The sequence below is a fragment of the Holdemanella biformis DSM 3989 genome (assembly GCF_000156655.1).
GTDB lineage: Bacteria > Bacillota_I > Bacilli_A > Erysipelotrichales > Erysipelotrichaceae > Holdemanella > Holdemanella biformis.
This window is the reverse complement of sequence record NZ_DS996843.1, coordinates 220,407-242,731: the sequence shown is the minus strand read 5'-3', so window position 1 is coordinate 242,731 and position 22,325 is coordinate 220,407. Positions and strand designations below refer to the sequence as shown.

Sequence of the window (22,325 nt, the reverse complement as noted above, 5' to 3'; positions counted from 1 at the left end):
CGTATTATGTAAAGTGATGGTTTTGAGGCGAGTTATGGTGGCGCGGAAGCCAATGTAGCTGTAAGTTTAGCGATGTATGAAGATAAATGTGCTTTTGTATCTAAAGTATCAAACAATCCAGTGGGAATGTCTGCGTTAAGTGCAGTTTGTCATTATGGTGTGAATACAGAGTATATGCTTCGTGGAGGCAATCGTTTAGGAATTTATTTCTTTGAAAAAGGAAGTAATATTTGTAGCACTAATGTTGTTTATGACCATGCTTACAGTGCTTTTTCTCAATCGGATGTAGAAGAGTATAAATGGGAAGATATCCTAGAGCCAGGAGATATTTTCTATTTTTCAGGTGTAACACCTGCTGCAAGTGATAGTATTTGTTAATCTTTAAAGAGAGCTTTGAAGGTATTGTAAGGAAAAGGATATTCAAGTGATTTGAACTATCGTGGAAAAATGTTGTCTAAAGAACAAGCGCAAGTTGTAATGCGTGATTTTATGCAGTATGTAGATGTATGTATTGCCAATGATGAAGATTTTGAAGCAACACTAGGTATCCATGCTTTGATGGAGACTTATCTACAGGTATTGATCAGATTGATACGTATAAAGAGGGTATGTTAGAAATTACTCGTCAATTCCCAAATGTGAAGAGTGTGACTAGTGTATTAAGAAATATGCATACTGTAGAAGAAGGAGATTGGATGGGCATCTATTATGTAGATGGTAAATTCTACCAAAGTCCAATTCATAGAGTACATAGCTTAGAAGCTGTAGGTGCTGGAGATGCGTATGGCGCTGCATTTGTGCATGGACTAATCAATGGATTTGATCCACAAAAGACAGTGGATTTTGTGATCAGTGCGAGTGTATTAAAGCTTATGATTCAACATGATTTTAATGTGGTAACACAAGAAGATGTATTTAAAATCATGAATTCTAAGAATACAAACTTATCTAGATATAGTTAAAGATATCAGTTCAAATAAAATGAATTGATATCTTTTTCAATGTTAATAATATAGAATTTGGCGTAATAATTCAATTTCGCCAGAACTGAAACTATATTTTTTTATTTTTTCATCTTTGTTGATATGTTTCTGAACGATATTTTCAAAGTGTTCGTTAGTGCATTTTTGTTGATTGAAGATGTTAGAGTCGTAATTTATGTCTTTTAAGAATAAGACTGTATCCATAAAGAAAATAAAGTTTAGGATTAATTTGTTGTTTAAATCTAATTCAAGAGATTCACATATATTTTTTTCGATTTTATATAATCTCTCGTGAATTTCAAATATATTTAAAGTGTTGAAGTATGAATTAAGTGACAGTAAATATTCATTAGTGGCTCTGTTTCCATATTCATTCAAATCATGACCTTTTGTCAATTTATCGATGGAAGAATTTTTAATAACTAATCCAGGAGTTATTGCTAATAGATTAACACTTGATTTTTGAATTTCTAATAAACATTCCGATACAAGTGGAAAAGATGAGAATCCTAGTATATAGGTTGTTGTTTTAGTATTCATGAATAAACTATTTGAAAGCTCGGCTCGTATTGAAGAATCAACTATTAACAGAACGCCTTTTCCTTTGTCAATAGATTGAATATATCTTGTGATAGAATCAAGGCTGTTTCGTTTGTTACTATCAAAAGTGTTATATGTATAAATACAATTGCTTTTGTTGTGATTGTTATATATTATTTTTAACAATTCTGAAGCTAAAAAATTGCGTGAAACTAATAGAATAGGGATTTGTATATTGCTAAATAGAGAGAAAGAATGACTTAAAATGTTTCTTATTTTAAAAATTTGTGAGGAATCGATTTTTATGTTCATTCTCGAAGCTCTTTCTTCGATGCTATTTGCAATGTTGATTACGTTACTATTAATGCTGTCTGAAGAGGGAAGGCTGAAAAATAAAGAATTTTGATTAGACTTATTAAAAATGATAGATAAAATTATATTGATAATTCTATTTTTTGATACGATATCGCAAATTGGAAATTTTTTTTCAAATGTCTTGGAAAGTAAATTATACATTTTTCCCTCTTCGAGATTTGAATAGGAAATTTCTTTTGTAGAATTTTCTAGATAAAAAGCAAACTGTTGTATAGCGCTTGGATTCCAAGTTTTAATTTCTTGGCTTTGTGATGTGGCTGCTTCTGGTGGTGTAGTAATGCTGGTAGTTGCGGTTATGTTTTTGTTAGGCTCTATAATAAATGAATCGTTGATATCGTCGATGTGAAGAGTGCGTTGGTTTTCTTGTATGTCAATGTATTCGGAAATGGTGTTTTTGTTAAGTAAAATGTCGGGTTTACTTTGCTCGGACTCAAAAAATTTTCTTGATACTATATATGATATATTTTGTTGTAAAAGACTAATGTTGTTGCTGTTTGTTATAATGGTTTCTAAAAAATCTTTTGTAATTTTGATGGTTTTTTGAAGTCGTTCTGCTTCGTGCTTTATGAATGAAATAGACAAATCAATTTTTTCGATTGATGGGCGAGATTTAAAAGATGGAATTTCAACGTATAATGGTGTTATTTGAGACAATTCTGAATTTGAATCTGCACTTGGATATAAGAAGCAAACGATAGGTTGAAGGTTATTAGAAAAAAAATCGATTTCAAATGATCGAAGCACGTTTTTTATTTCGACAGCTGTGTTTGTGTCTGATAGTTGTATGGCGATAAATATTTTGTCTTCTTGTTTCACTGAGTTAATAAAAGAAGATAAGTTGTTGGAAATTTTCCTATAGTCCACGTATATCAATTGTCCTGAATCTGTTGCGAGACCTAATTCGATGAAACGATTAAATAGTTCTTGTACAATATATTTTTTTCCAGAACCATTTTCACCTTTAATAATGATAGATTTAAGTATGTTTTGTGGTAGAAAGAAGATTGGCATTAATCTATTGATTGCGTTAAATAATGAACCATCTTGGCTTGATCCGATAATATGAAAAGCTTGAGCAAAAGATGATTTGCTTTCTGCATGAGTATAAAAAATGTATTTTTCAAAACTGGAATCTTTGCTTAATGTATCTGGAATGTTGATAAAAGGGAATTCTCTATGTATTGTTTCTTTTGAAATAAAAATAGTGGGTTTTCCGATTTTTTTTATTAGTTTGCCTTCCCTGAATAATTCGTTTAATATTCGTGAAACATTGGTTCTATCTTGATAAAGCGATTTTGCAATTATTGGAGCGGTGCAATTTTCAAACCCATAATTCTTTTTTTGTAAATTTTTTTTGGTTGATATTGTTATATATTCTAAAATTTCGCTTTTTATAGACATATTATTTTTCTCCTTTTATTAAATTTTTATGTGATATTTTATGATTATATTGTACACAAAAACAATTATTTGTTAAATAAAAAATGTATACTAATTATATTTAAAGTGTAAAAAATCTGTAAAAAAGTCATATATAAAGCATATAAACGTGTAACACGCATAATAAACTAAAAAAATATAGTGATTTGCATTTAAGTCCTTACGTGGATATTATGTTGGTGTAGTTGAAGTCGACACAACGAAAAAAATAGAATCAAAAAAGGAGTGAATACCATGATTCAAGTATTAGTTGCTACACATGGGACATTTGCAGAAGGGTTATGTAATGCATCTAAAGTCATTATGGGTCCTGTAGAAGGTTTGGATTATATAGGATTAACATTAAATGATAGCATTGATGAATTTACAGAAAAAGTAATTCATTTTTGTGAAGAATCTAAAGATGATGTTTTGTTGTTGACTGATTTGCAGGGAGCTAGTCCATTCAATGCTTCTGCAAGAGCAATTAGTCAAGTTAAAGATAAAAAGATAGTATGTGTAACTGGAGTAAACTTACCTATTTTATTAGAATGCTTAATTAAAAGAGAAACAACAGATGTTGAAGATTTGGCAAATCAATTATTAGATATAGGAAAATCTGGAATTAATAAATTATCATTAAGTATGTATCAATGAAAGGAGATTTAAATTATGAGTATTGTATTATCAAGAATCGATGATCGTTTAATTCATGGACAGGTCATGACAGCATGGGTATCGTATGTTGGAGGGAAAGAAATTTTAATTGTTGATGATAAAGTTGCAAAAGATCCATTCTTAAGTGCAGTTATCACAGGAGCGGCACCTAAACATCTTAAAGCTACAGCCGTTACGGTTGAACAAGCTACAAAAGAATTGTTAGAAAATAAAGATAATGAAGGAAAAAAATATATTTTATTAGCTAAAGGACCAGAAACATTTGAAGCTTTAATAAATAATGGAGTAGAAATTAATGAAATCAATTTAGGAGGAATGGGATCAAAACAAGGACGAGATAAATTGTATAAAAATATTGCAGCAAGTAACGATGAAAAAGTCGTATTTAAAAATTTGCTAGATAGAGGAGTGAATGTTTATATTCAAGTGGTTCCAAATATGGAAAAAGTGGATTTAAATAAATATTTATAGGAGGAAGAGAGAATTATGCATATTTCAATTTTACAGGCTATTCTTATTGGTTTGGTTTATTATTTGGGAGCTAATGGTACACCATGGTTTACAGTCAATTTAGGTTGGGCATTTAGACGTCCATTATTACAAGGTGTTGCAGTTGGAATTATTTTAGGAGATCCAGTAAAAGGTTGCATCGTGGGTGCAGCAATTAATGCTACATATTTGGCACAAATTACGGCAGGTGGGGCACAAACTATGGATGAAGGTTTGGCTGGTTGTGTAGGAACAGCATTAGCCATTATTTCTGGAACATCAGCTCAAGTGGCTGTTAGCTTGGCAGTTCCTATCTCGTTGTTAGGAAACTTGGTTTGGATGATTTATATGACTGGAGATATTGCTATTGTACATGCAATGGATAAAGTTGTTAATACAGGTGATGTTAAAAAGATTGTTCTATGGAATATTATTCCTAGTCAAATTTTTAAAATGATTTTATACGTTACTCCAGTTGCAATTGCAGTTTTCAGTGGCGCTGATGTAATTACTGGAATGTTGGATTCATTAAAAGGAACACCTGTGATTGATTGCTTAACAACAATTGGTACGATTTTACCTGCTTTAGGAATTGCTATGAACTTCAAAGCAATCTTATCTAATACAGGAAATAGAGCTTATTTATACTTTTTGTTAGGATTTGTTCTATATACTTATATGAACTTACCTTTATTAGTAATTGGATTACTAGCAGTAATTATGGCATTTTTGCAAAAATCAGAAGCTATCGCTGAATAAAGGAGAAATAATATGTCAGAAAAGAAAAGTTTAACTAAAAAAGATCTTGTAAAATCATATTTAATTTGGACGTTCTTTAGTCATTGTATGTATAACTATGAACGTATGCAAGCACCAGGCGTTGTGCATGCAATAGCACCATCATTAGCTAAATTATATGGTGAACATACAGAAGAGATGAAGGATGCGTGTAAGCGTCACATGGAATTCTTTAATACGGAACCTAATATTGGAGGATGTATTATTGGTATGACATTAGCTTTAGAAGAACAAAAAGCTAATGGGGAAAATATTGATCCAGAAATGATTTCAAGTGTGAAAACTGGATTAATGGGTCCTCTTGCAGGTGTTGGGGATACGATTTGGCAAGGAACATTGTCTCCAATTGCTTTAGGAATTATTTTAGGCATGGCTCAAGAAGGTAATTTGTTTGCCCCAGTATTATATTTAATCATAATTGGTGTTGTTTTGTATGGATTAGGTTATTGGTCTTTCATGAAAGGTTATTATGGAGGCCGAGAAGGAATTACTAAAATTATTAGTGGTGGATTAATTAATGCAGTTACAGAAAAAGCAACTGTAGTAGGAGCTACTGTTTTAGGAGGTTTAGCAGCTTCTTATGTAACTGTTTCTTCAGGCATGGTATTGCATTTATCAAGCGGAGATTTAAATGTTCAGACTTCAGTTTTAGATAGTATTTTCAAAGGAATGTTACCTTTAGGAATTACATTGTTAACAGTTGGGTTATTGAAAAAGAAAATGAATGTTAACGTAATTTTATGTATTTTGATTGCGATTGGAATTGTTGGAACATTAATTGGTTTCTTCTAAATCAATAATAAATATAGATTACGTTCAAGAAGAATAAAGAAGTGAATTGTAAATACTTCTAGTGATTAGAGGAAGGTTGAATAAAATGCGTATTATTTTAAATGGTGATGATTTTGGAAGAACACATGAAGCAAATTTAGGTGTCTTGAAAGCAATGAGAGAGGGTTATATTTCACAAACTTCGGTTATGGTGAATACAAATTATTTTGATGAAGCAGTACGTATAGCTAAAGAAGAAGGGTTTCAAGATAAAGTTGGACTTCATATTAATTTGTTTGAAGGAACTCCATTAACTGGAGATTATAAAAAATTAAAACAATATGCACGTTATGACATGTTTGATTATCGTCCTGACTTTTTTCACAAATATTTTAATTTAAATGTTGATGTTATTCAAAATGAGTTGGAAGCACAGATTAAAAAGTATTTATCTGGTGGTTTTACGCTTATGAATATTGATTCACATCACTGTGCATTTTATGAAAAACCAGTAATGACTGCTTTAATACCATTATTAAAAAAATATGGATTTAAATCAGTTAGGTATATTGGGAATAGTTATTTCAATGGTTCAAAATTTAGAGATTGGTATGGAAATCAATGGATTAAAACTATGGACGAGTTAAATTTAAAACATCCAACGTATTCTAGTAGTGTAGCAACATTTGATAAAAATATGAAAAAAAATAATCCAGCATTGATTGATGCTGATGCAGTAGAGGTTTATGTACATCCTGTTTTAGTTGAAGGATCATTTATTGATAATTTTACAGGAGGTACTCATTTATATGAAAGTTTTAAGAAGACAGGACTAGATAAGTTTGATTTTATCACAACTAAAGAAATATAAAAAAAGGAAGAAGGTATTTAAGATGGGTAGAGCAGAAACAGTAGTAAGAATTAAAGAAACAGGAATTTTCGCGGTAGTGCGTGTAGAAACAATTGAACGTGGATTAGAAATTGCAGAAGGATGTTTAAAAGGTGGAGTTGATGCAATGGAAATTAGCTACACAAATTCGAATGCAGGAGATGTTATCAAAGCTATTAAAGAAAAGTTTGGAGATAAGATTTGTGTTGGAGCGGGAACGGTTTTAGATGCAACAACAGCTCGTTTAGCAATTATGAATGGCGCAGAATTCATGGTGGCACCAAACTTTGATCCAGATGTACAAGAAATTTGTAACTTATATCAGATTCCATATGGTCCTGGATGCACATCATATTCAGAATCATTGAATGCATTAAAAGCAGGAGCTTCATTTATTAAAGCATTCCCTATTTCAAACTATTATGGACCAAACTTGGCTAAAGTATTCAAAGTACCATGTCCACAGATTCCAGTTTTAGCTAGCGGAGGTATTACTCCTGAAAATGTTAAAGAATGGGTAGGAAATGGAGCTGAAGCATTAGGCGTTGGAGGACTATTGACTAAAGGTTCTGCAGAAGATATTGCTAAGAATGCGAAAATGCTTCGTGATGAATTTGTAAAAGCAAAAGAGGCTAAATAATGGGAAAAATTTTAATTACACCTCGCGGTTATGCGAAATATGGTGAGGAATATAAAAAACAACTAGAAGCAGCTGGTTACGAAGTTGATTGGAATGATACGGGAAAACCAGTCCCTCGTGAAGTATTTGTTGAAAAAGCAAAAGAAGCTGAGGGAATTATTGTTGGAGTAGATTCATGTAATCGTGAATTGCTCCTTCAATGTAAAAATTTAAAAAGCATTGTAAAATTTGGTATTGGCGTAGATAACATTGACTTGCCAACCTGTGAAGAAATGGGCATTAAAGTAGGACGTTGCGTAGGTACAAATTCAAATGCAGTAGCTGAATTGACAGTAGGAATGATGTTTGCGTGTGCTAGAGATCTAGTTAGTAATGCCATGGATGTAAAGAATCATGAATGGGTAAAGCCTACTGGTTTCGAATTGTATGGTAAAAAAGTAGGTATCATTGGATTTGGTAACATTGGAAAACATGTGGCACGCATGGCAAATGGTATTGGAATGCAAGTATATTGCTATGATGCATTCCCAGTAAAACAAGAAGTTTTAGATGAATATCATGCAACGTTTACAACAGTAGAAGATATTCTAAAAAATTGTGATTTTATTTCTTTACATGTTCCATTAACAGAAGAAACTAAGGATATGATTTCAACTGAAGAATTTAAAATGATGAAGAAAACTGCAGTTTTAGTAAATGCGGCACGTGGAGGAATCGTTAATGAACATGCTATTTATGAAGCATTGAAAAATGGTGAAGTAAAAGCTGTAGCTAGTGATGTCTGGACAACAGAACCACCCAAAGATGAAGATTGGATTCAAGAATTATTAGCAATGAAGAATTTCATCTTGACAGCACATATTGCATCTCGTAGTCAAGAAGCTGAAATCAATACTGTTAAGCGTTCGACTGAGGTAATGTTGGACAATTTAATGTAATAACAAATATAAAATTATTTTGAGAGATGTGGATTTATACGCATCTCTTTTTTAGGAGGAATCAAAATGACAAATGAAGAATTAAAAGTTCATGCCAAAAATATTCGTAGAAATATTGTTACTGAAGTATATAGTGCAAAATCAGGACATCCAGGAGGATCATTGAGTGCAGCAGACATTCTGACTGAACTATACTTTGAACAGATGGATATCAATAAGGATAATGTAAATACAATCGATCGGGATCGTTTTGTATTGAGTAAAGGACATGCCAGTCCAGTATTATATGCTACATTGGCAGAAAAGGGATTTATTGATATTGAAGATTTAAAAGGATTTAGACATATCGATTCAAAATTACAAGGACACCCTAATATGAATTATGTTTCTGGTGTGGATATGTCTACTGGATCTTTAGGACAAGGAATTTCTTGTGCAGTCGGTATGGCTATCACAAATAAAGTAGATGGAAATAATCATCGTATCTATGCTTTATTAGGTGATGGCGAATGTGAGGAAGGTGAAGTATGGGAAGCAGCTATGGCGGCAAGTCATTATAAGCTAGATAACTTATGTGCAATTCTAGACTATAATCATTTACAGATCGATGGAAATATTGAGGATGTGATTTCACCAGAACCATTTATGAGTAAATTTGAAGCATTTGGATGGAATGTATTAGATGTAAATGGACATGATTTTGATGAACTAAGAAATGCGTTTGAACAAGCTAAACAAGTAAAGGATAAACCAACAATGATTATTGCCCATACAATCAAGGGGAAAGGTGTATCTTTCATGGAAAATAATTATGCATGGCATGGAGCTGCACCAAATGATGAACAGTATGAAACTGCAATGAAGGAATTAGGAGGTCTTGAATAATGGCAACGGCAACAAGAGAAGCGTATGGAAAGACTTTGGCAAAACTAATCGTAGAACATGATGATCTATTTGTATTGGATGCCGACCTTACAAAATCTACAAAGACAATCGAAGCTAAAAAGGCAAGACCGGAACATCATTTCAATATGGGAATTGCCGAAGGAAATATGATGGCAGTCGCTGCTGGTATGGCCGCAAGTAATAAGGTTGTTTATGCATCAAGTTTTGCAATGTTTGCGGCAGGCCGAGCTTTTGAGCAAATTCGTAACAGTATCTGTTATCCTAACTTGAATGTTAAAGTATGTGCTACGCATGCCGGTATCAGTGTCGGAGAAGATGGGGCAAGCCATCAGTGTATTGAAGACTTAGCTCTAATGCGTTCTATTCCAAATATGAAGGTATTTCAGCCATGTGATGCCAAACAGACTGAAGAAATCATCAAGGCCGTATACTCTATTGAAGGACCATGTTATGTGCGATTAGGAAGACTAGGAGTAGAGGATGTATATGATGAAAACTACAAATTTGAATTCGGCAAAGGAAATGTACTAAAAAAAGGAAGCAAGGTAGCTATCATTGCTTCTGGATTAATGGTGCAGGAAAGCTTGAAGGCAAGTGAATTATTAAATTTCGAACCAACAATCATCGATATTCCAACTATCAAACCAATCGATAAGAAATTGATTATTGAAACAGCCAAGACGCATGATGTGATTGTAACTGTAGAAGAACACAATATTTATGGAGGGCTTGGAAGTGCAGTGAGTGAAGTTCTTGCACCTGAAGGAATTGCATGCAGACAATATATGTTAGGTATGCAGGATACATTTGGTAGAAGTGGAAAACCGAAAGATTTATTGGGTTACTATGGTTTGGACGCAAAACATATTGCAGAAAAAATCCAAGAAATAGTTAAATAGTATAAAAGTACAGGCTGAATTTTGAATGTTCAGTCTGTTTTTGTATATAATTTACATGTGGGTTTGTTATACTTAGATATATGAGAATTAGTTGAAGAAAGGAAGAAAGATAGTATGGACTATGCAATGAAAGTATATCCTATACATTTAGAAAATGGAAAAACAGAATGGTGTGTTGAGTATCCGGATTTAAAAGGATGTGTAGGTGGTGGGGATACAATTGAAGAAGCAATTGCTGATGCAGAAGCTACTAAAGCTGTATATCTAAGATATCTAGAAGAAAATGAAAAAGAACAATGCTCTAAATCATGAGCATTGTCCAAGTTAATACAGAATATAAAAATCATTCTCATAATAATCAAGTGGAATCTCTTTTTCTGTCATGGAATCAATCTGAATACGATTGATGTTTTGAAGACTTTTGATTACTTTATTAATGTTTTTTTCACTTCCTTGTAACTCGGCAGTTACACTACCATCATCATTATTTTTGGCATAACCTGTAATACCTAATGGCATGGCATGGCTTTGTACTTCAAAACGAAAACCTATATTTTGAACATTTCCTTCAAAATGAAACTCTTTGCGAATTGTCCCTGGTGGCAATTCTCTTTTTATTTTCTCTTTCTTTTTAAATAATCTAAACATAATATATATTCTTTACTGTATATATTATAAGTCTAAATTTTAATAAAAAAAGACCGATATTCATAGGGAAAATAGAATATCGATCCTTTGTTTTATATAGAAACAGATAACTACGATTAGGATATTTTAATGTAAGTATATTGTTGGAATAGGAGGAATAAATACATGATAGTAATCTGTTGCTACCAAATAATTAGTTTATCTTTGAACGTGGCCTGAACCATCTCCACCAGCTAATTTCAACACTTCATCCATGCTTACCATGTTGAAATCACCTTCGACAGAGTGTTTTAAACAACTTGCAGCTACCGAAAATTCGATTATTGACTTTGCATCCTATCCTTCTAGATTTGCTGCAATCAATCCAGCACCAAAGCTATCTCCACCACCGACTCTGTCTACAATCTGCATCTTGTATTTATTTGAGAAATAGTAATCTTTTCCATCATACAACATAGCGGACCAGTTGTTGATATTGTCATTGATAGTCTCTCTTAATGTGATAGCTACTTCTTTATATCCTTCGCGAATCCATATTTAATAATAGGTTGATCCTTTTCAATATCTTTCAATGTAAATTTATTTCCTTGGGCAATATCTTCAATAAGTGTAATTTCTTGTCCATCGACATTACATATAGTCCCTTTTTCTAGAGGACATAGTGCAACAGCTACTAAGTCGTTAAAATAAATCTTATAAATTTTTGCACCATTTCTACCTGTCTATATTTTAAATGTTAGATGTAAGTGCTTACACAGAACGACCCTGTTTTTTAAATAAATCAATAGAAAAATTTAAAAAGCTTACAAATAAGTATGTTTCATATCTGTTTTTTGATAAAATGTAGAAAAAGAGATAATACCCCTTAAATACAAGTGTGAAAACGATTCCAAAAAAACTTGACTTATGAAATGTGAGTAGCTACAACAAGAAATATGATGTAAGTACTTGCAATTTTCAGTGCGTTGGAATAGGGTTGAGGAGTGAAACAATTATGAACATTTATGACATTGCCAAGTTATCAGGCGTATCGATTGCGACTGTATCGCGTGTAATCAATAATAGTCCTAAGGTTTCAGAAAAGACAAAAAAGAAAGTCTGGGACGTTATGAATGAATATGATTACACACCAAATGTGTTTGCCCGAGGCTTAGGGTTGAATTCAGTAAAAACAGTTGGCTTGGTTTGCCCAGATGTATCCGATCGTTATATGGCAAGTGCTATTGCGTATTTAGAGAAGAATTTACGTAAGTATGGATATGACTCAATATTGATGTGTAGTGGCTTTGATTATGAAGGAAAAGTAGAAGCCGTAAAAATATTATTGGATCGTAGAATCGATGCGATGATATTGGTTGGATCACATTATGCAGGAGATTGTGGACAGAATGATATTCAATATCTAAAGGATGCTGCCCAAAAAGTTCCTGTGGTACTCATGAATGGCTATATTCGAGTACCGGGAGTATATTGTATTTTAACAGATAATTATAAAGCGGTTTATGATACTGTATGTAATCTAATCGAAGCGGGAAGGAAGAAAATTGTGTTTTTGTATGATGCCAATTCGTACAGCACAACAAAAAAATTAGAGGGATATCAAGACGCACTGATTGATAATGGTTTAAAGGTGCAAGAAGAGTATAAGGTGCTTATGCCAAATAACGTATTGAAGGCAAGAGATTTACTGGCAAAGAAAAAATTGGATTTTGATGCCGTCATTGCCAGTGATGATGCGATGGCTGTTGGTGCACTTAAATATGTGCATCAAATCAACAAGTCGATTTCTGAAGATGTCAATGTCGTTGGATTCAACAACTCAGAACTATGTGTTTGTTGCTATCCGGAAATGAGTTCTATTGATTCACAAGAAGAAGAGCTAAGTGAAATTGCGGTTGATTCGCTTATTAAAGTTCTTGCGGGAAAATCAGTTCGACAAAAAATGGAGATTCCATGTAAATTTATTAAGCGAAATACAACACAGTTCTAATATTAGGAGGATTACTGTGAAGTTGATCAAGAAAAGGCTTTTTCGTAGGAAAAGTCTTTTCTTGTCGCCACGTTCTTTGATTTCAGGTGTTCCATCGTATGGCATCAAATTAAGCCTAGCGTGAAGATCGGCGCGACTTCTGAGCAATTCTTGTATTTCACTATATTGTACGGGCATGATTTTTCCTCCTTGTAGGGAACAATTATTATAATTATAATGCAACAATGCTCCCCAAAACTATAAACTCAAGACATATTATGTTCAAATCGCACTATATTCAAATAAAAAGGATTCATCTGTCATCGTAGACAGAAGCACCGGATGACCGCTGTGGGACAGCTTTTGTTCCAGTGTCAGCTTCATGAGTTCTTTTGTTGGAGGTGACACATCCTTAACTCCATGACCGAATGGAACAACAGTAATGATCACGCCTTTACGGTTCTGTACAAACTGTACAGTTCCCCAGCATTCAAAGAAAATTTCTCTGATATTGAAGAGTTCACCAAGATGCTCAAGGAGCTTTTCGATGTAGCCGTAGTGGACAACTTTCCTTTTGAGGTTTCCAGATAGCTTTGTCGGCCCCAGATATCGTATAAGACCTGAAAATACAAATTTGTATTAATCAAACAATGGAAGTTGAAGCAAGAAGCTGGGTTGTTTGTAGCCGAGTAGTTCACTACCTTAAGTAAATAAAAATACTCAAAAGTGAAAAATCAATTGAAAATATTCTTTTGGAGGTGTCATAATTTAAAAAAATGACACTTTTTCTGTTGAAAATAAATCAAAATGAGTTAAGTCTGACTCAAAATGGGGTAAAAAAGCATAAAAAGGTGTCAAAATCAGAAAATATGAACCAAAACACATTAAAAAGCGGTGAAATGAGTCAAAATCTGAAAAAATGACACCTTTTAATGCAGATTTATATCCAGTGAATTATAAGATGGATAAAGACTTATTAAGATTATTGTCTCAGGCAAATTCAAAATATACAGAATATAAGATTAAATTACAGACTTTGAATTTTGATTCAAAATACTTTTTAGATTCTATTTTGTTGAGTGAGAGTTTGAAATCAACTCAAATTGAAGGAACGCAGATTTCGCAAGATGAAATGTATTATTTAAAGTATATGGAAGAAACGGATGATAATAAAGAAATTCAAAATTTAAAGAAAACTGTGGAATATGCATATGAAAAAATTAATAATGGAAAAGATATTGATTTTGAATTGGTGAATACTATGCATAGGCTTTTGTTGGATAGTGTTCGTGATTCTAAAAAGAAGCCAGGTCATATTCGTACAACTCAGAATTGGATTGGCCCTAAAGGTGCGGGTATTGAGAATGCGATATTTACTCCTCCGGCACCAGAAAATGTAGCAGGTTTATTAGAAAATTTGTATGAATATATGAATGATGAGTTTGTTGATCCATATTTAATTAATGTGGCATTATCTCATGCACAATTTGAAACAATTCATGCATATTCAGATGGAAATGGACGACTTGGAAGAGCTTTGATTCCTATTCAAATGGCAAGGTTTGAACAAGATAAACCAATATTATATATGTCCGAAATATTAGAATTGTATAAGCCTGCATACCAATTTAATCTAATGGAAAGTCGTAAAGGAAATTATTTGGGATACATCAAATTTTTCCTTCAATGTGTAGTTGATCAGTGCAATAGTTTTATTTATAAGATGAAAGAAATCGACAGAATCTATAAGGAAGATATGGCAAAAATGGAAACGATTCACAGTACAACACTATCTAAAATTATGCCAATTATTCTTTCTCAAGTTGTATTTACAAAAAAAGAATTAGAAGATATGACAGGATTATCGAAATCAACAATCAATCGTACAATTCAGAAAATGGAAGAATTAAATGTAGTCTCGTATGATGATTCGGTACGTAAAAAGAGTTATTGTTACAGAAGTGTATATAATGTATTTGTAGGAAAAAGAAATTATTGAATGAAAAGTGTTAAATATAGTTGCATTTTCCCCTAGAAAAATGTAATTTTCTTTAAATATTCCCCTAGAAAAGTGTTAAAAGCATGGAATATTCCCCTAGAAAAATGTAAAAGATGTTGGAAATTTAAACCAACATCTTTTTAGGTTTTATCTGTTTTTGTTGATGTATTCATTTACGCTTTGTTTGACAATATTGAAGTTGACTTCACCATATTGTAGTAGGGCATTATGGAAGTCTACATTGTCAAATTTAGATCTTAATCTAGATTTGGCTGTACTCTTTAAATCCACAATTTGAAGATATCCGTAATAGTAAGATAAGAATACAGTTGGATTGTCTGCCAATTGATTGTAAATACTTTCTAATCCTTCTGAACTAAACATATCGCCATATTCATTCTTAAAATCATTGAGTGACATACCATCATAATGAATGCTGATGTCCATTAAGACAATGTATAGATTGGTAAGAATGTTATTCAAATTATAGGCTTCTAATAAGTCTTCATTATTATCTAAATAATGTAAAGACATGCTTTCCATATAAGTAGCCCATCCTTCTGACATGCCTAGATTGTTGTAGAAGAATTGGATGGGGTATTTTAAATGTTCTTTATTATATTGAGCCTGGTACATATGTCCGGCAATACCTTCATGAGCCAACGTTTGATAAAGTGTTAAGCTAGATGGATCGTCGCCATAATCACGTTTGTTGTAGCGCATTTGATAGTTTTGTGAATAATCCAAGGCGGGTGTAATAAAGTAGGCAACAATTCCACTGACAGATTGATCTTCTGGTAGTGCCTTTAAATCATATTTCATGGTTTTTACTTTTGGAAAATCCTTTTTATAGTTCTTTTGAAGGCTTTCTAGAATTTGATTTACATCTGTAAAATCTGTTGAAACAGAATCGAGTTCATACGCAATCATTGGATTGGCTTTATATAGTTTTTGGAATTTAGTAATGGCCGAATTGATTGCGGATTGTGTATTCTTTTTGATGGTTGAAATAGAATCGGTAGAACTTGTCGCATTTTCAACTAATACTTCATAATATTTCTTACCATTTTTATAGTTGGATAACCCTTGTAAAGGTTGTACTTTGGATTGTAGTGAAGTTAATGTATCTAACATAGCCTGATAACTAGGGAAGAAACTTATATCCATAGCATCTTTGACTTGTGCTTTATAAGATGTTGTTTTTTCTTCATCTAGATTTAAAGAGTCAATCGCATTATATAATGCACTTGTGATTGAACTATTCTCTTTATTATTGATGACATCTTGAATATCTTGAATAACAGAATCATAGTCAAACTGTAACGTATTCTTATCTGCTTGTTTTTTTGTATATTCCAATACATCATTTGTATAGCGAGGCACATCGTTGATGAGTGTAATCAAATCTTGAATATCTTTTTCACTTCGTAAAATGTATTCAGAAAAAACAGAAATCAAACTTTGGTGAAGTCCACTCATTGTGCTCCAACAATTGTTTAAATATTGAAATTTCTTGTTCTCTGCTTTTAAACTCAATTCATTCTCATACTTTAATTCATCATAAATGGTTTGTTGCGTCTTGTCTAAAGTACTGCGATTAAACTTGTTTAATTCTTTTTGATCTTCTTTGATTTCTTCAGTATTGTCTGTATAAAATTCACCAAGACTTACATCTACATTATTAATATCAATACCATAGTCTTCTGGATGTTCGAAGAATTGGTGCATCGTTGTATAGTCGTTTTCGGCATATTCAACTACCAATTGGTTTGTGTATTTTGTGAAGTCTTTGTTTTCTTTAGCTGCAAACGTATTGTCTTGCATTGTAGTTGAACCACATGCAGTGAGTGATAATACGGTAAAGCTAATAAATAGTTTTTTGAATGTATTTTTCATTAGAATCCCCCGAATTTTTAAAAAAATGGACTGATTATTCATCAGCCCATGTAATTTTCTTATTCTTAACACCTGCAATAGATGCCAATGCCAAAAGGTCATATCCCTTTTCAGTAATATACGCATGTCCTTTTTGGAAAGCTTTTTCAATCACCATGCCAACACCAACAATTTCAGCTTGTGCCTGCGCAATTAAGTTTTCTGTTCCCTTGAATGCTTCACCATTTGCCAAGAAGTCATCAATAAATAATACTTTATCGCCTTTTTTTAAGTATTCTTTTTCAATACAAATTGGATATGTCTTATTCTTTGTGAAAGAGAAGACTTCCGCAAAAGCAGGATCAATCATTGTGCTTGGTTGTGTTTTCTTGATGAAAATCAATGGCACATTCAAACGGATGGCTGTCGCATAGGCTGGGGCAATACCACTAGATTCAATGGTTACTACTTTTGTGATGCCTTTGTTTTTAAAGTGTTCATAAAATTCATTTCCCATTTCATCTACTAAAGAACAATCAATTTGGTGATTTAAAAAAGCATCTACCTTTAATACTTCATCATTAATAAAATGTCCTCTAGTCTCGATTGCGTTTTTCAGTGCTTTCATGTTGGTTTCCTTCCTCTTTTCGTTTTATTTGTACAATAGTTTGTCCGATACGATGATTCTTTACTTCCTTAACATATACATCCATCAAGTCTAGACTGACTTTAAAATGTGAACCTTCATCAGGAATTTGTCCATAATGATTTAGGATGTATCCACCAAACGTGTCACAATCCTCATCTTCTAATGAAATGCCTAAAGCTTTTTCAACATCTTCAATGTCAGCTTGACCATAGATTCTAAATTGATCAGAATCAATTTGTTGGATTGGATCTGGCTCTTCAATATCATCATCTTCTTGGATTTCACCAAGAAGGGTTTCAATAATATCATGCAAAGTCACGATACCGGTCATTCCTCCGTATTCATCAAGTAAAACCGCAAAGTATACTTTTTTGATTTTCATTTCCTTCAATAAAACATCGGCCTTCATATTTTGTGAAATAAAGAAAGGCTGATCCATCGCTTTATTGATGACGTTATCTTGTTCAATCGAATCTAAACGGAAATAATCACGTGTATCTAGAATACCTACGACATCATCATTATCCTCATCACATACAGGGTATAATGTGTGACGATTTTCTAGAATGGTCTTTTTCCATGTTTCTTTATCATCATTTAAATATAGACAAACAACTTCACTTCGATGTGTGCAAATTTCTTCAACGGGTGTATCATCAAATTCAAATAAGTTTTCAATAAACTCCTTTTGACTTGGTTCAACACCACCACCGTTGATAACTTCATAAATATCTTCTTCAGAATAATCTTCTTGTTCTTTTTCTACTTCAAAACGCAAGAAGAAAGTAAATGGTGTAAATAAGGATTGAATGCCTTTCGCAATAGACATAAATGTTTTTTCAAACTTGTCTGAATGAGCATTCGCAAATTTTCTTGGTAATAAATCACTCAATAAAATATATACATACACCAATAGAAGTACGACTACATAAAGTAATGGAGTATGGATCATGGGCTGTAAATAGATTACACTCATCACAATGCCAAATACTTCCATGCATAGAGATAACCATTTTAATGTAGCTTGATATTTATAAGATTCATCTTCGATTTCTTTATTTGTAGAAACGATGCTGCTTGTCATTGAAAACAAGATGTTTAGAATAAATGTAAATAAAATTAAGATGGGAAGGTTCATATTAACCCTCCTAAACTATACTGTAACGGGACTGAATCATCCGGATTCATGAAACTATCACTCCTTCATTAATACCCATTATCATACACAATTTAAAGGCTTTTTTCAATGTGATAAAGAAAACAACCAGAATAAATCCGGCTGTTTTATTGTTGCATGTATTTATCTGCATTATTCATTAAATATTGAATAATAGATTGTCGTGTCACAATGCCAATAAAAATTTGGCGATCATCGACTACGGGTACGAAGTTTTGTTTCAAAGATTGAGCGAACAATTGATCGACTGGAACATCGATTTGAACGGGTGGCGTAAAGTCTCCACGAATTAGTTCACGAATCTCCATTTGTTCTAGATCTTCTTTATGAATCGAAGGATGGTCTAATAAGTACCAAAGAAAATCCCCCTCTGTAATGGTTCCTACATAAACCCCTTCCTTATTAATAATGGGCATTGCCGTATATTTGTGCTTGCGCATGAGGGCGAGTCCATCTTCTACACTGATATTATCATATAAATATTTAACACTATTTTTAGCCTTCAGAAAAAAGAATACATTTTCCTGCATTGTCTATCACCTCAACTTTATACTACCATAATATTTATCATTTAAAAATCATACAATTATGGGAAATTGTGCAGAAATATGATAGAATTTTTATAAAAGTGGAGGCAAGAAAATGGAACAATATAAAAAAGAGTTTATTGATTTCATGTTGGAATCTAAAGTGTTAAAATTTGGGGATTTTACACTAAAATCAGGACGTAAATCCCCATTCTTTATGAATGCGGGTGGATATGTTACAGGTAACCAGTTAAAAAGATTAGGTGAATATTACGCAAAGGCCATCGTTAATCAATATGGTAAAGACTTCGATGTATTATTCGGACCTGCATATAAGGGAATTCCATTGGCTGTTGCGACGACAATCGCATTAGATCATTTATATGGAATGGAAGTTCGTTATTGTTCAGATCGTAAAGAAGAAAAAGATCATGGAGCTGATAAGGGAAGTTTCTTAGGAACAAAACTACAAGATGGTGATCGTGTCGTTATGATTGAAGATGTTACGACATCTGGAAAATCAATGGAAGAAACAGTACCAAAGGTTCGTGGTGCAGCAAATGTTGAAATCGTTGGATTGATGGTTTCTTTAAATCGTAACGAAAAGGGAAAAGGTGAAAAAACAGCATTAACAGAAGTGAGTGAATTATATGGTTTCCCAACAGCTGCTATTGTATCAATGCCAGAAGTGATTGAATATTTAGGAGATAAATTAGATCCTGAATTAAAATCAAGAATTGATGCATATTATGAAGAATATGGAGCTAAGGAATAGGGTCGAAAGATTCTATTCTTTTTATATACTTTGCGCATTGCGGTATATTTCTTACTAAAATACTTTGCGCACTACGGTATATTTCGTACTAAAATACTTTGCGCACTGCGGTATGTATGGTGTATAATGTTTTATATAAAGGAGATATCGCGATGGAAATAAAAAGAAAGATTTATTCTAAACTTTTGAAATGGAAACAGGAAACAAATGGATCCAAAGCATTGTTGATTGAAGGGGCTAGGCGTATTGGAAAATCTACAGTGGCAGAAGAGTTTGGTCGAAACGAATACAAATCTTATGTTTTAATTGATTTCAACAAGGCTTCAAATACGATTATTAAAGCGTTTGATAATTTAAACGATTTAGATACTTTTTTTCAAATTATTTCTTTAGAAATGAATGTTCGATTATTTAAAAGAGAATCGTTGATTATATTTGATGAAATACAAAGATTTCCTCAAGCTAGACAAGCCATTAAATATTTGGTTGAAGATGGACGGTATGATTATTTAGAAACGGGTTCTTTGATTTCGATTAAAGAAAATGTTGAAAATATTACATTGCCATCCGAGGAAAGAAAGATTCGTATGTACCCTGTAGATTTTGAAGAGTTCATGATCTATATGGGTGAGGAATTATTATTTGAATATATTAAAAATTGTTGGGATAAGAAAAAGCCTTTAGATGAAAAAATGCATGCGAAGGTTATGTATTTATTTAAAGAATATTTGCTGGTTGGGGGAATGCCACAGGCATTAAAAGCTTATAAGAACGGAAATAAAGATTTTTATGCGGCGGATGTGGAAAAAAGAGATATTCTTGAACTCTATCGTGATGATATCAAGAAAGCCGCTAAAAGATACAATTCAAGAGTGTCAGCTTTGTTTGAGAATATCCCAGGATATTTATCTACACATGAAAAAAAGGTTGTTTTATCTGAACTGGGAGAATCTAATCGTAGTTTTGACAGGTATGATGAGCCTTTATTTTGGCTAGATGATTCTATGATTTGTAATTTATGTTACAGGTGTACAGATCCAAATGTAGGATTTGCGTTAAATAAAGACGATTCTTATGTGAAATGCTACATGGGCGATACAGGATTATTAGTGAGTTTGGCATTTAGTGAAAATGAGTTGAGTTCTTCAAGATTGTATCAACAAATCATGAATGATAAATTATCATTAAATAAAGGTATGTTGTATGAGAATATGATTGCGCAAATGATTACATCTATGGGGAAAAAGCTTTATTTTTATACAAAGTATAATAAGGAGAAGCATAGAAATGATATTGAAATTGATTTCTTATTATCAAATGAGAGTAAAACAAATCTAAAAGTATTTCCAATCGAAGTAAAATCTTCAAAGAATTATTCAGCTACGTCTTTAGATAAATTTAAAGAATTATTTGGTAAGAAAATCGCAACACCATATATTGTTCATCCAAAAAATTTTGCAAGGAAAGATAATATAATTTGTATTCCACCATATATGATATGTGCAGCGTTGAGTGATGATTTAGAATAGGGTCGAAAAATTCTATTCTTTTTTCATGTTTTACGTTACTTTTCACTTGTTCTGAATTAAAATATAAGTAGATAGTGCAGTATAAAAAAGCGAGGTGATGGTGTATGAAAAATGCTGTACCATTACTTACAAAAACTTAATAATTTTGGTAAAATGTCTACAACAACGAGTCTTCTTGCGGGATATAAATCCAGTTGTAGAAGGCTCGATTTTTGTATATTAGGAGGTATCTTATGATAATTACAATTACACGTGAATTTGGTAGTGGCGGAAGAACCATTGCCAAGAAATTAGCTGAAAAACTAGGCTATGCTTATTACGATTATGAAATTGTGCAACAAATTGCTCAAGAAAGTGGTTTTGCGAAAGAGTATATTGAAGAAAATGGGGAAGATGCATCAAGCACAAGTACATTTGGTTTTATTTGGAATAATTATGGATATAACTTATCGGACGAATTATATATTGCACAAAGAAATGTAATTTGTGAATTAGCCGATAAAGGAAATTGTGTCATTGTAGGAAGATGCTCAGATTATATTCTTCGTGATCGTAAAGACGTATTGAATGTATTTATTCATGCAGACTTTGAATATCGAAAGAATCGTGTTGTATCGGTTTATGGACAAAATGAATTTGCGCCAGACAAACGAATCAAAGATAAGGATAAACGTCGTATTGCTTACTATAAATATTACACAGATCGTAAATGGGCGGATGCTAAAAACTATCAATTGTGTTTAGACAGTGGTGTTTTGGGTATTGATAAATGTGTAGAATTAATTGAAAAAGCCATGTAATTTTACTTTGACAAATTAAAAAAATAAAAATATAATCACTTCGTAACGAGTA

General features: G+C 32.4%; 23 protein-coding genes and 1 pseudogene. 18 read left to right on the top strand and 6 right to left on the bottom strand.

The annotated features are described in order from the left end of the window. Positions 1 to 33: 33 nt before the first annotated feature. From EUBIFOR_RS13160 to EUBIFOR_RS13150, 3 genes and pseudogenes are all read left to right on the top strand, one after another. Positions 34 to 378, top strand: a pseudogene (locus EUBIFOR_RS13160) (PfkB family carbohydrate kinase); the annotation flags it as partial. A gap of 51 nt (positions 379 to 429) precedes the next feature. Beyond that, on the top strand, positions 430 to 615 hold the full coding sequence (locus EUBIFOR_RS13155; RefSeq protein ID WP_208853803.1) for a hypothetical protein: 186 nt from the start codon (positions 430 to 432) through the stop codon (positions 613 to 615). After that, positions 609 to 962 carry a carbohydrate kinase family protein gene (locus tag EUBIFOR_RS13150; protein WP_003865481.1) on the top strand — a complete coding sequence of 118 codons (354 nt, stop codon included), beginning with the start codon at positions 609 to 611 and terminating at the stop codon, positions 960 to 962. The genes EUBIFOR_RS13155 and EUBIFOR_RS13150 overlap by 7 nt, the downstream gene beginning before the upstream one ends. Before the next feature lie 42 nt (positions 963 to 1,004). Here the strand turns inward: EUBIFOR_RS13150 and EUBIFOR_RS07865 are convergent, their stop codons facing one another. Next, positions 1,005 to 3,299, bottom strand: a complete 2,295-nt coding sequence (locus EUBIFOR_RS07865) for a transcriptional regulator (RefSeq protein WP_003865480.1) — start codon at positions 3,297 to 3,299, stop codon at positions 1,005 to 1,007. A gap of 273 nt (positions 3,300 to 3,572) precedes the next feature. Between EUBIFOR_RS07865 and EUBIFOR_RS07860 the strand changes: the two genes are divergently transcribed. From EUBIFOR_RS07860 to EUBIFOR_RS07815, 10 genes are all read left to right on the top strand, one after another. Next, positions 3,573 to 3,974, top strand: coding sequence for a PTS sugar transporter subunit IIA (locus tag EUBIFOR_RS07860; protein WP_003865479.1), 402 nt, complete (start codon positions 3,573 to 3,575; stop codon positions 3,972 to 3,974). Positions 3,975 to 3,989: 15 nt separating this feature from the next. After that, the gene (locus EUBIFOR_RS07855) at positions 3,990 to 4,466 is read left to right on the top strand and encodes a PTS sugar transporter subunit IIB (protein ID WP_003865478.1); all 477 of its coding nucleotides are present in this window, start codon (positions 3,990 to 3,992) and stop codon (positions 4,464 to 4,466) included. A 15-nt stretch (positions 4,467 to 4,481) separates the two neighbouring features. Further along, entirely contained in the window at positions 4,482 to 5,243 is a 762-nt protein-coding gene (locus EUBIFOR_RS07850) for a PTS mannose/fructose/sorbose/N-acetylgalactosamine transporter subunit IIC (RefSeq protein ID WP_003865477.1), read from the top strand. Positions 5,244 to 5,255: 12 nt separating this feature from the next. Beyond that, entirely contained in the window at positions 5,256 to 6,074 is an 819-nt protein-coding gene (locus EUBIFOR_RS07845) for a PTS system mannose/fructose/sorbose family transporter subunit IID (RefSeq protein WP_003865476.1), read from the top strand. An 85-nt stretch (positions 6,075 to 6,159) separates the two neighbouring features. Then, complete coding sequence (locus EUBIFOR_RS07840) at positions 6,160 to 6,924, top strand: ChbG/HpnK family deacetylase (protein WP_003865475.1); 765 nt, start codon at positions 6,160 to 6,162, stop codon at positions 6,922 to 6,924. A gap of 22 nt (positions 6,925 to 6,946) precedes the next feature. Then, positions 6,947 to 7,582, top strand: a complete 636-nt coding sequence (locus EUBIFOR_RS07835; protein ID WP_040466349.1) for a beta/alpha barrel domain-containing protein — start codon at positions 6,947 to 6,949, stop codon at positions 7,580 to 7,582. Beyond that, positions 7,582 to 8,520: a phosphoglycerate dehydrogenase gene (locus EUBIFOR_RS07830; RefSeq protein WP_003865473.1), complete on the top strand. Its 939-nt coding sequence runs from the start codon at positions 7,582 to 7,584 to the stop codon at positions 8,518 to 8,520. Before EUBIFOR_RS07835 ends, EUBIFOR_RS07830 begins: the two co-directional genes overlap by 1 nt. Positions 8,521 to 8,586: 66 nt before the next feature. Further along, a complete protein-coding gene (locus tag EUBIFOR_RS07825) occupies positions 8,587 to 9,405 on the top strand; it encodes a transketolase (protein ID WP_003865472.1) in 819 nt (272 codons plus the stop codon). Beyond that, complete coding sequence (locus tag EUBIFOR_RS07820) at positions 9,405 to 10,325, top strand: transketolase family protein (protein WP_003865471.1); 921 nt, start codon at positions 9,405 to 9,407, stop codon at positions 10,323 to 10,325. The genes EUBIFOR_RS07825 and EUBIFOR_RS07820 overlap by 1 nt, the downstream gene beginning before the upstream one ends. 114 nt (positions 10,326 to 10,439) lie before the next feature. Further along, entirely contained in the window at positions 10,440 to 10,637 is a 198-nt protein-coding gene (locus tag EUBIFOR_RS07815) for a type II toxin-antitoxin system HicB family antitoxin (RefSeq protein ID WP_003865470.1), read from the top strand. A 12-nt stretch (positions 10,638 to 10,649) separates the two neighbouring features. Here the strand turns inward: EUBIFOR_RS07815 and EUBIFOR_RS07810 are convergent, their stop codons facing one another. Then, positions 10,650 to 10,973, bottom strand: a complete 324-nt coding sequence (locus tag EUBIFOR_RS07810; RefSeq protein WP_003865469.1) for an acylphosphatase — start codon at positions 10,971 to 10,973, stop codon at positions 10,650 to 10,652. 994 nt (positions 10,974 to 11,967) lie between these two features. Between EUBIFOR_RS07810 and EUBIFOR_RS07805 the strand changes: the two genes are divergently transcribed. Beyond that, positions 11,968 to 12,963, top strand: a complete 996-nt coding sequence (locus EUBIFOR_RS07805; protein ID WP_003865467.1) for a LacI family DNA-binding transcriptional regulator — start codon at positions 11,968 to 11,970, stop codon at positions 12,961 to 12,963. Between the two features lie 898 nt (positions 12,964 to 13,861). Further along, a complete protein-coding gene (locus tag EUBIFOR_RS07800; RefSeq protein WP_003865464.1) occupies positions 13,862 to 14,941 on the top strand; it encodes a Fic family protein in 1,080 nt (359 codons plus the stop codon). 147 nt (positions 14,942 to 15,088) lie between these two features. Here the strand turns inward: EUBIFOR_RS07800 and EUBIFOR_RS07795 are convergent, their stop codons facing one another. The 4 genes from EUBIFOR_RS07795 to EUBIFOR_RS07780 all read right to left on the bottom strand — a co-directional run bounded on the left by EUBIFOR_RS07795 (position 15,089) and on the right by EUBIFOR_RS07780 (position 19,172). Next, positions 15,089 to 16,837, bottom strand: a complete 1,749-nt coding sequence (locus tag EUBIFOR_RS07795; protein ID WP_040466348.1) for a DUF885 family protein — start codon at positions 16,835 to 16,837, stop codon at positions 15,089 to 15,091. Positions 16,838 to 16,871: 34 nt separating this feature from the next. Then, positions 16,872 to 17,444, bottom strand: coding sequence for a xanthine phosphoribosyltransferase (locus EUBIFOR_RS07790; RefSeq protein ID WP_003865462.1), 573 nt, complete (start codon positions 17,442 to 17,444; stop codon positions 16,872 to 16,874). Beyond that, a complete protein-coding gene (locus EUBIFOR_RS07785) occupies positions 17,413 to 18,603 on the bottom strand; it encodes a hemolysin family protein (protein ID WP_050755961.1) in 1,191 nt (396 codons plus the stop codon). The genes EUBIFOR_RS07790 and EUBIFOR_RS07785 overlap by 32 nt, the downstream gene beginning before the upstream one ends. Positions 18,604 to 18,749: 146 nt before the next feature. Further along, complete coding sequence (locus EUBIFOR_RS07780; protein ID WP_003865459.1) at positions 18,750 to 19,172, bottom strand: CBS domain-containing protein; 423 nt, start codon at positions 19,170 to 19,172, stop codon at positions 18,750 to 18,752. A 112-nt stretch (positions 19,173 to 19,284) separates the two neighbouring features. Between EUBIFOR_RS07780 and pyrE the strand changes: the two genes are divergently transcribed. From pyrE to EUBIFOR_RS07765, 3 genes are all read left to right on the top strand, one after another. Then, a complete protein-coding gene (gene pyrE, locus EUBIFOR_RS07775; RefSeq protein ID WP_003865458.1) occupies positions 19,285 to 19,944 on the top strand; it encodes an orotate phosphoribosyltransferase in 660 nt (219 codons plus the stop codon). Between the two features lie 152 nt (positions 19,945 to 20,096). After that, entirely contained in the window at positions 20,097 to 21,473 is a 1,377-nt protein-coding gene (locus EUBIFOR_RS07770) for an ATP-binding protein (RefSeq protein WP_040466347.1), read from the top strand. A gap of 233 nt (positions 21,474 to 21,706) precedes the next feature. Then, the gene (locus EUBIFOR_RS07765; RefSeq protein ID WP_003865456.1) at positions 21,707 to 22,273 is read left to right on the top strand and encodes a cytidylate kinase-like family protein; all 567 of its coding nucleotides are present in this window, start codon (positions 21,707 to 21,709) and stop codon (positions 22,271 to 22,273) included. The last annotated feature ends 52 nt before the right edge of the window (positions 22,274 to 22,325 follow it).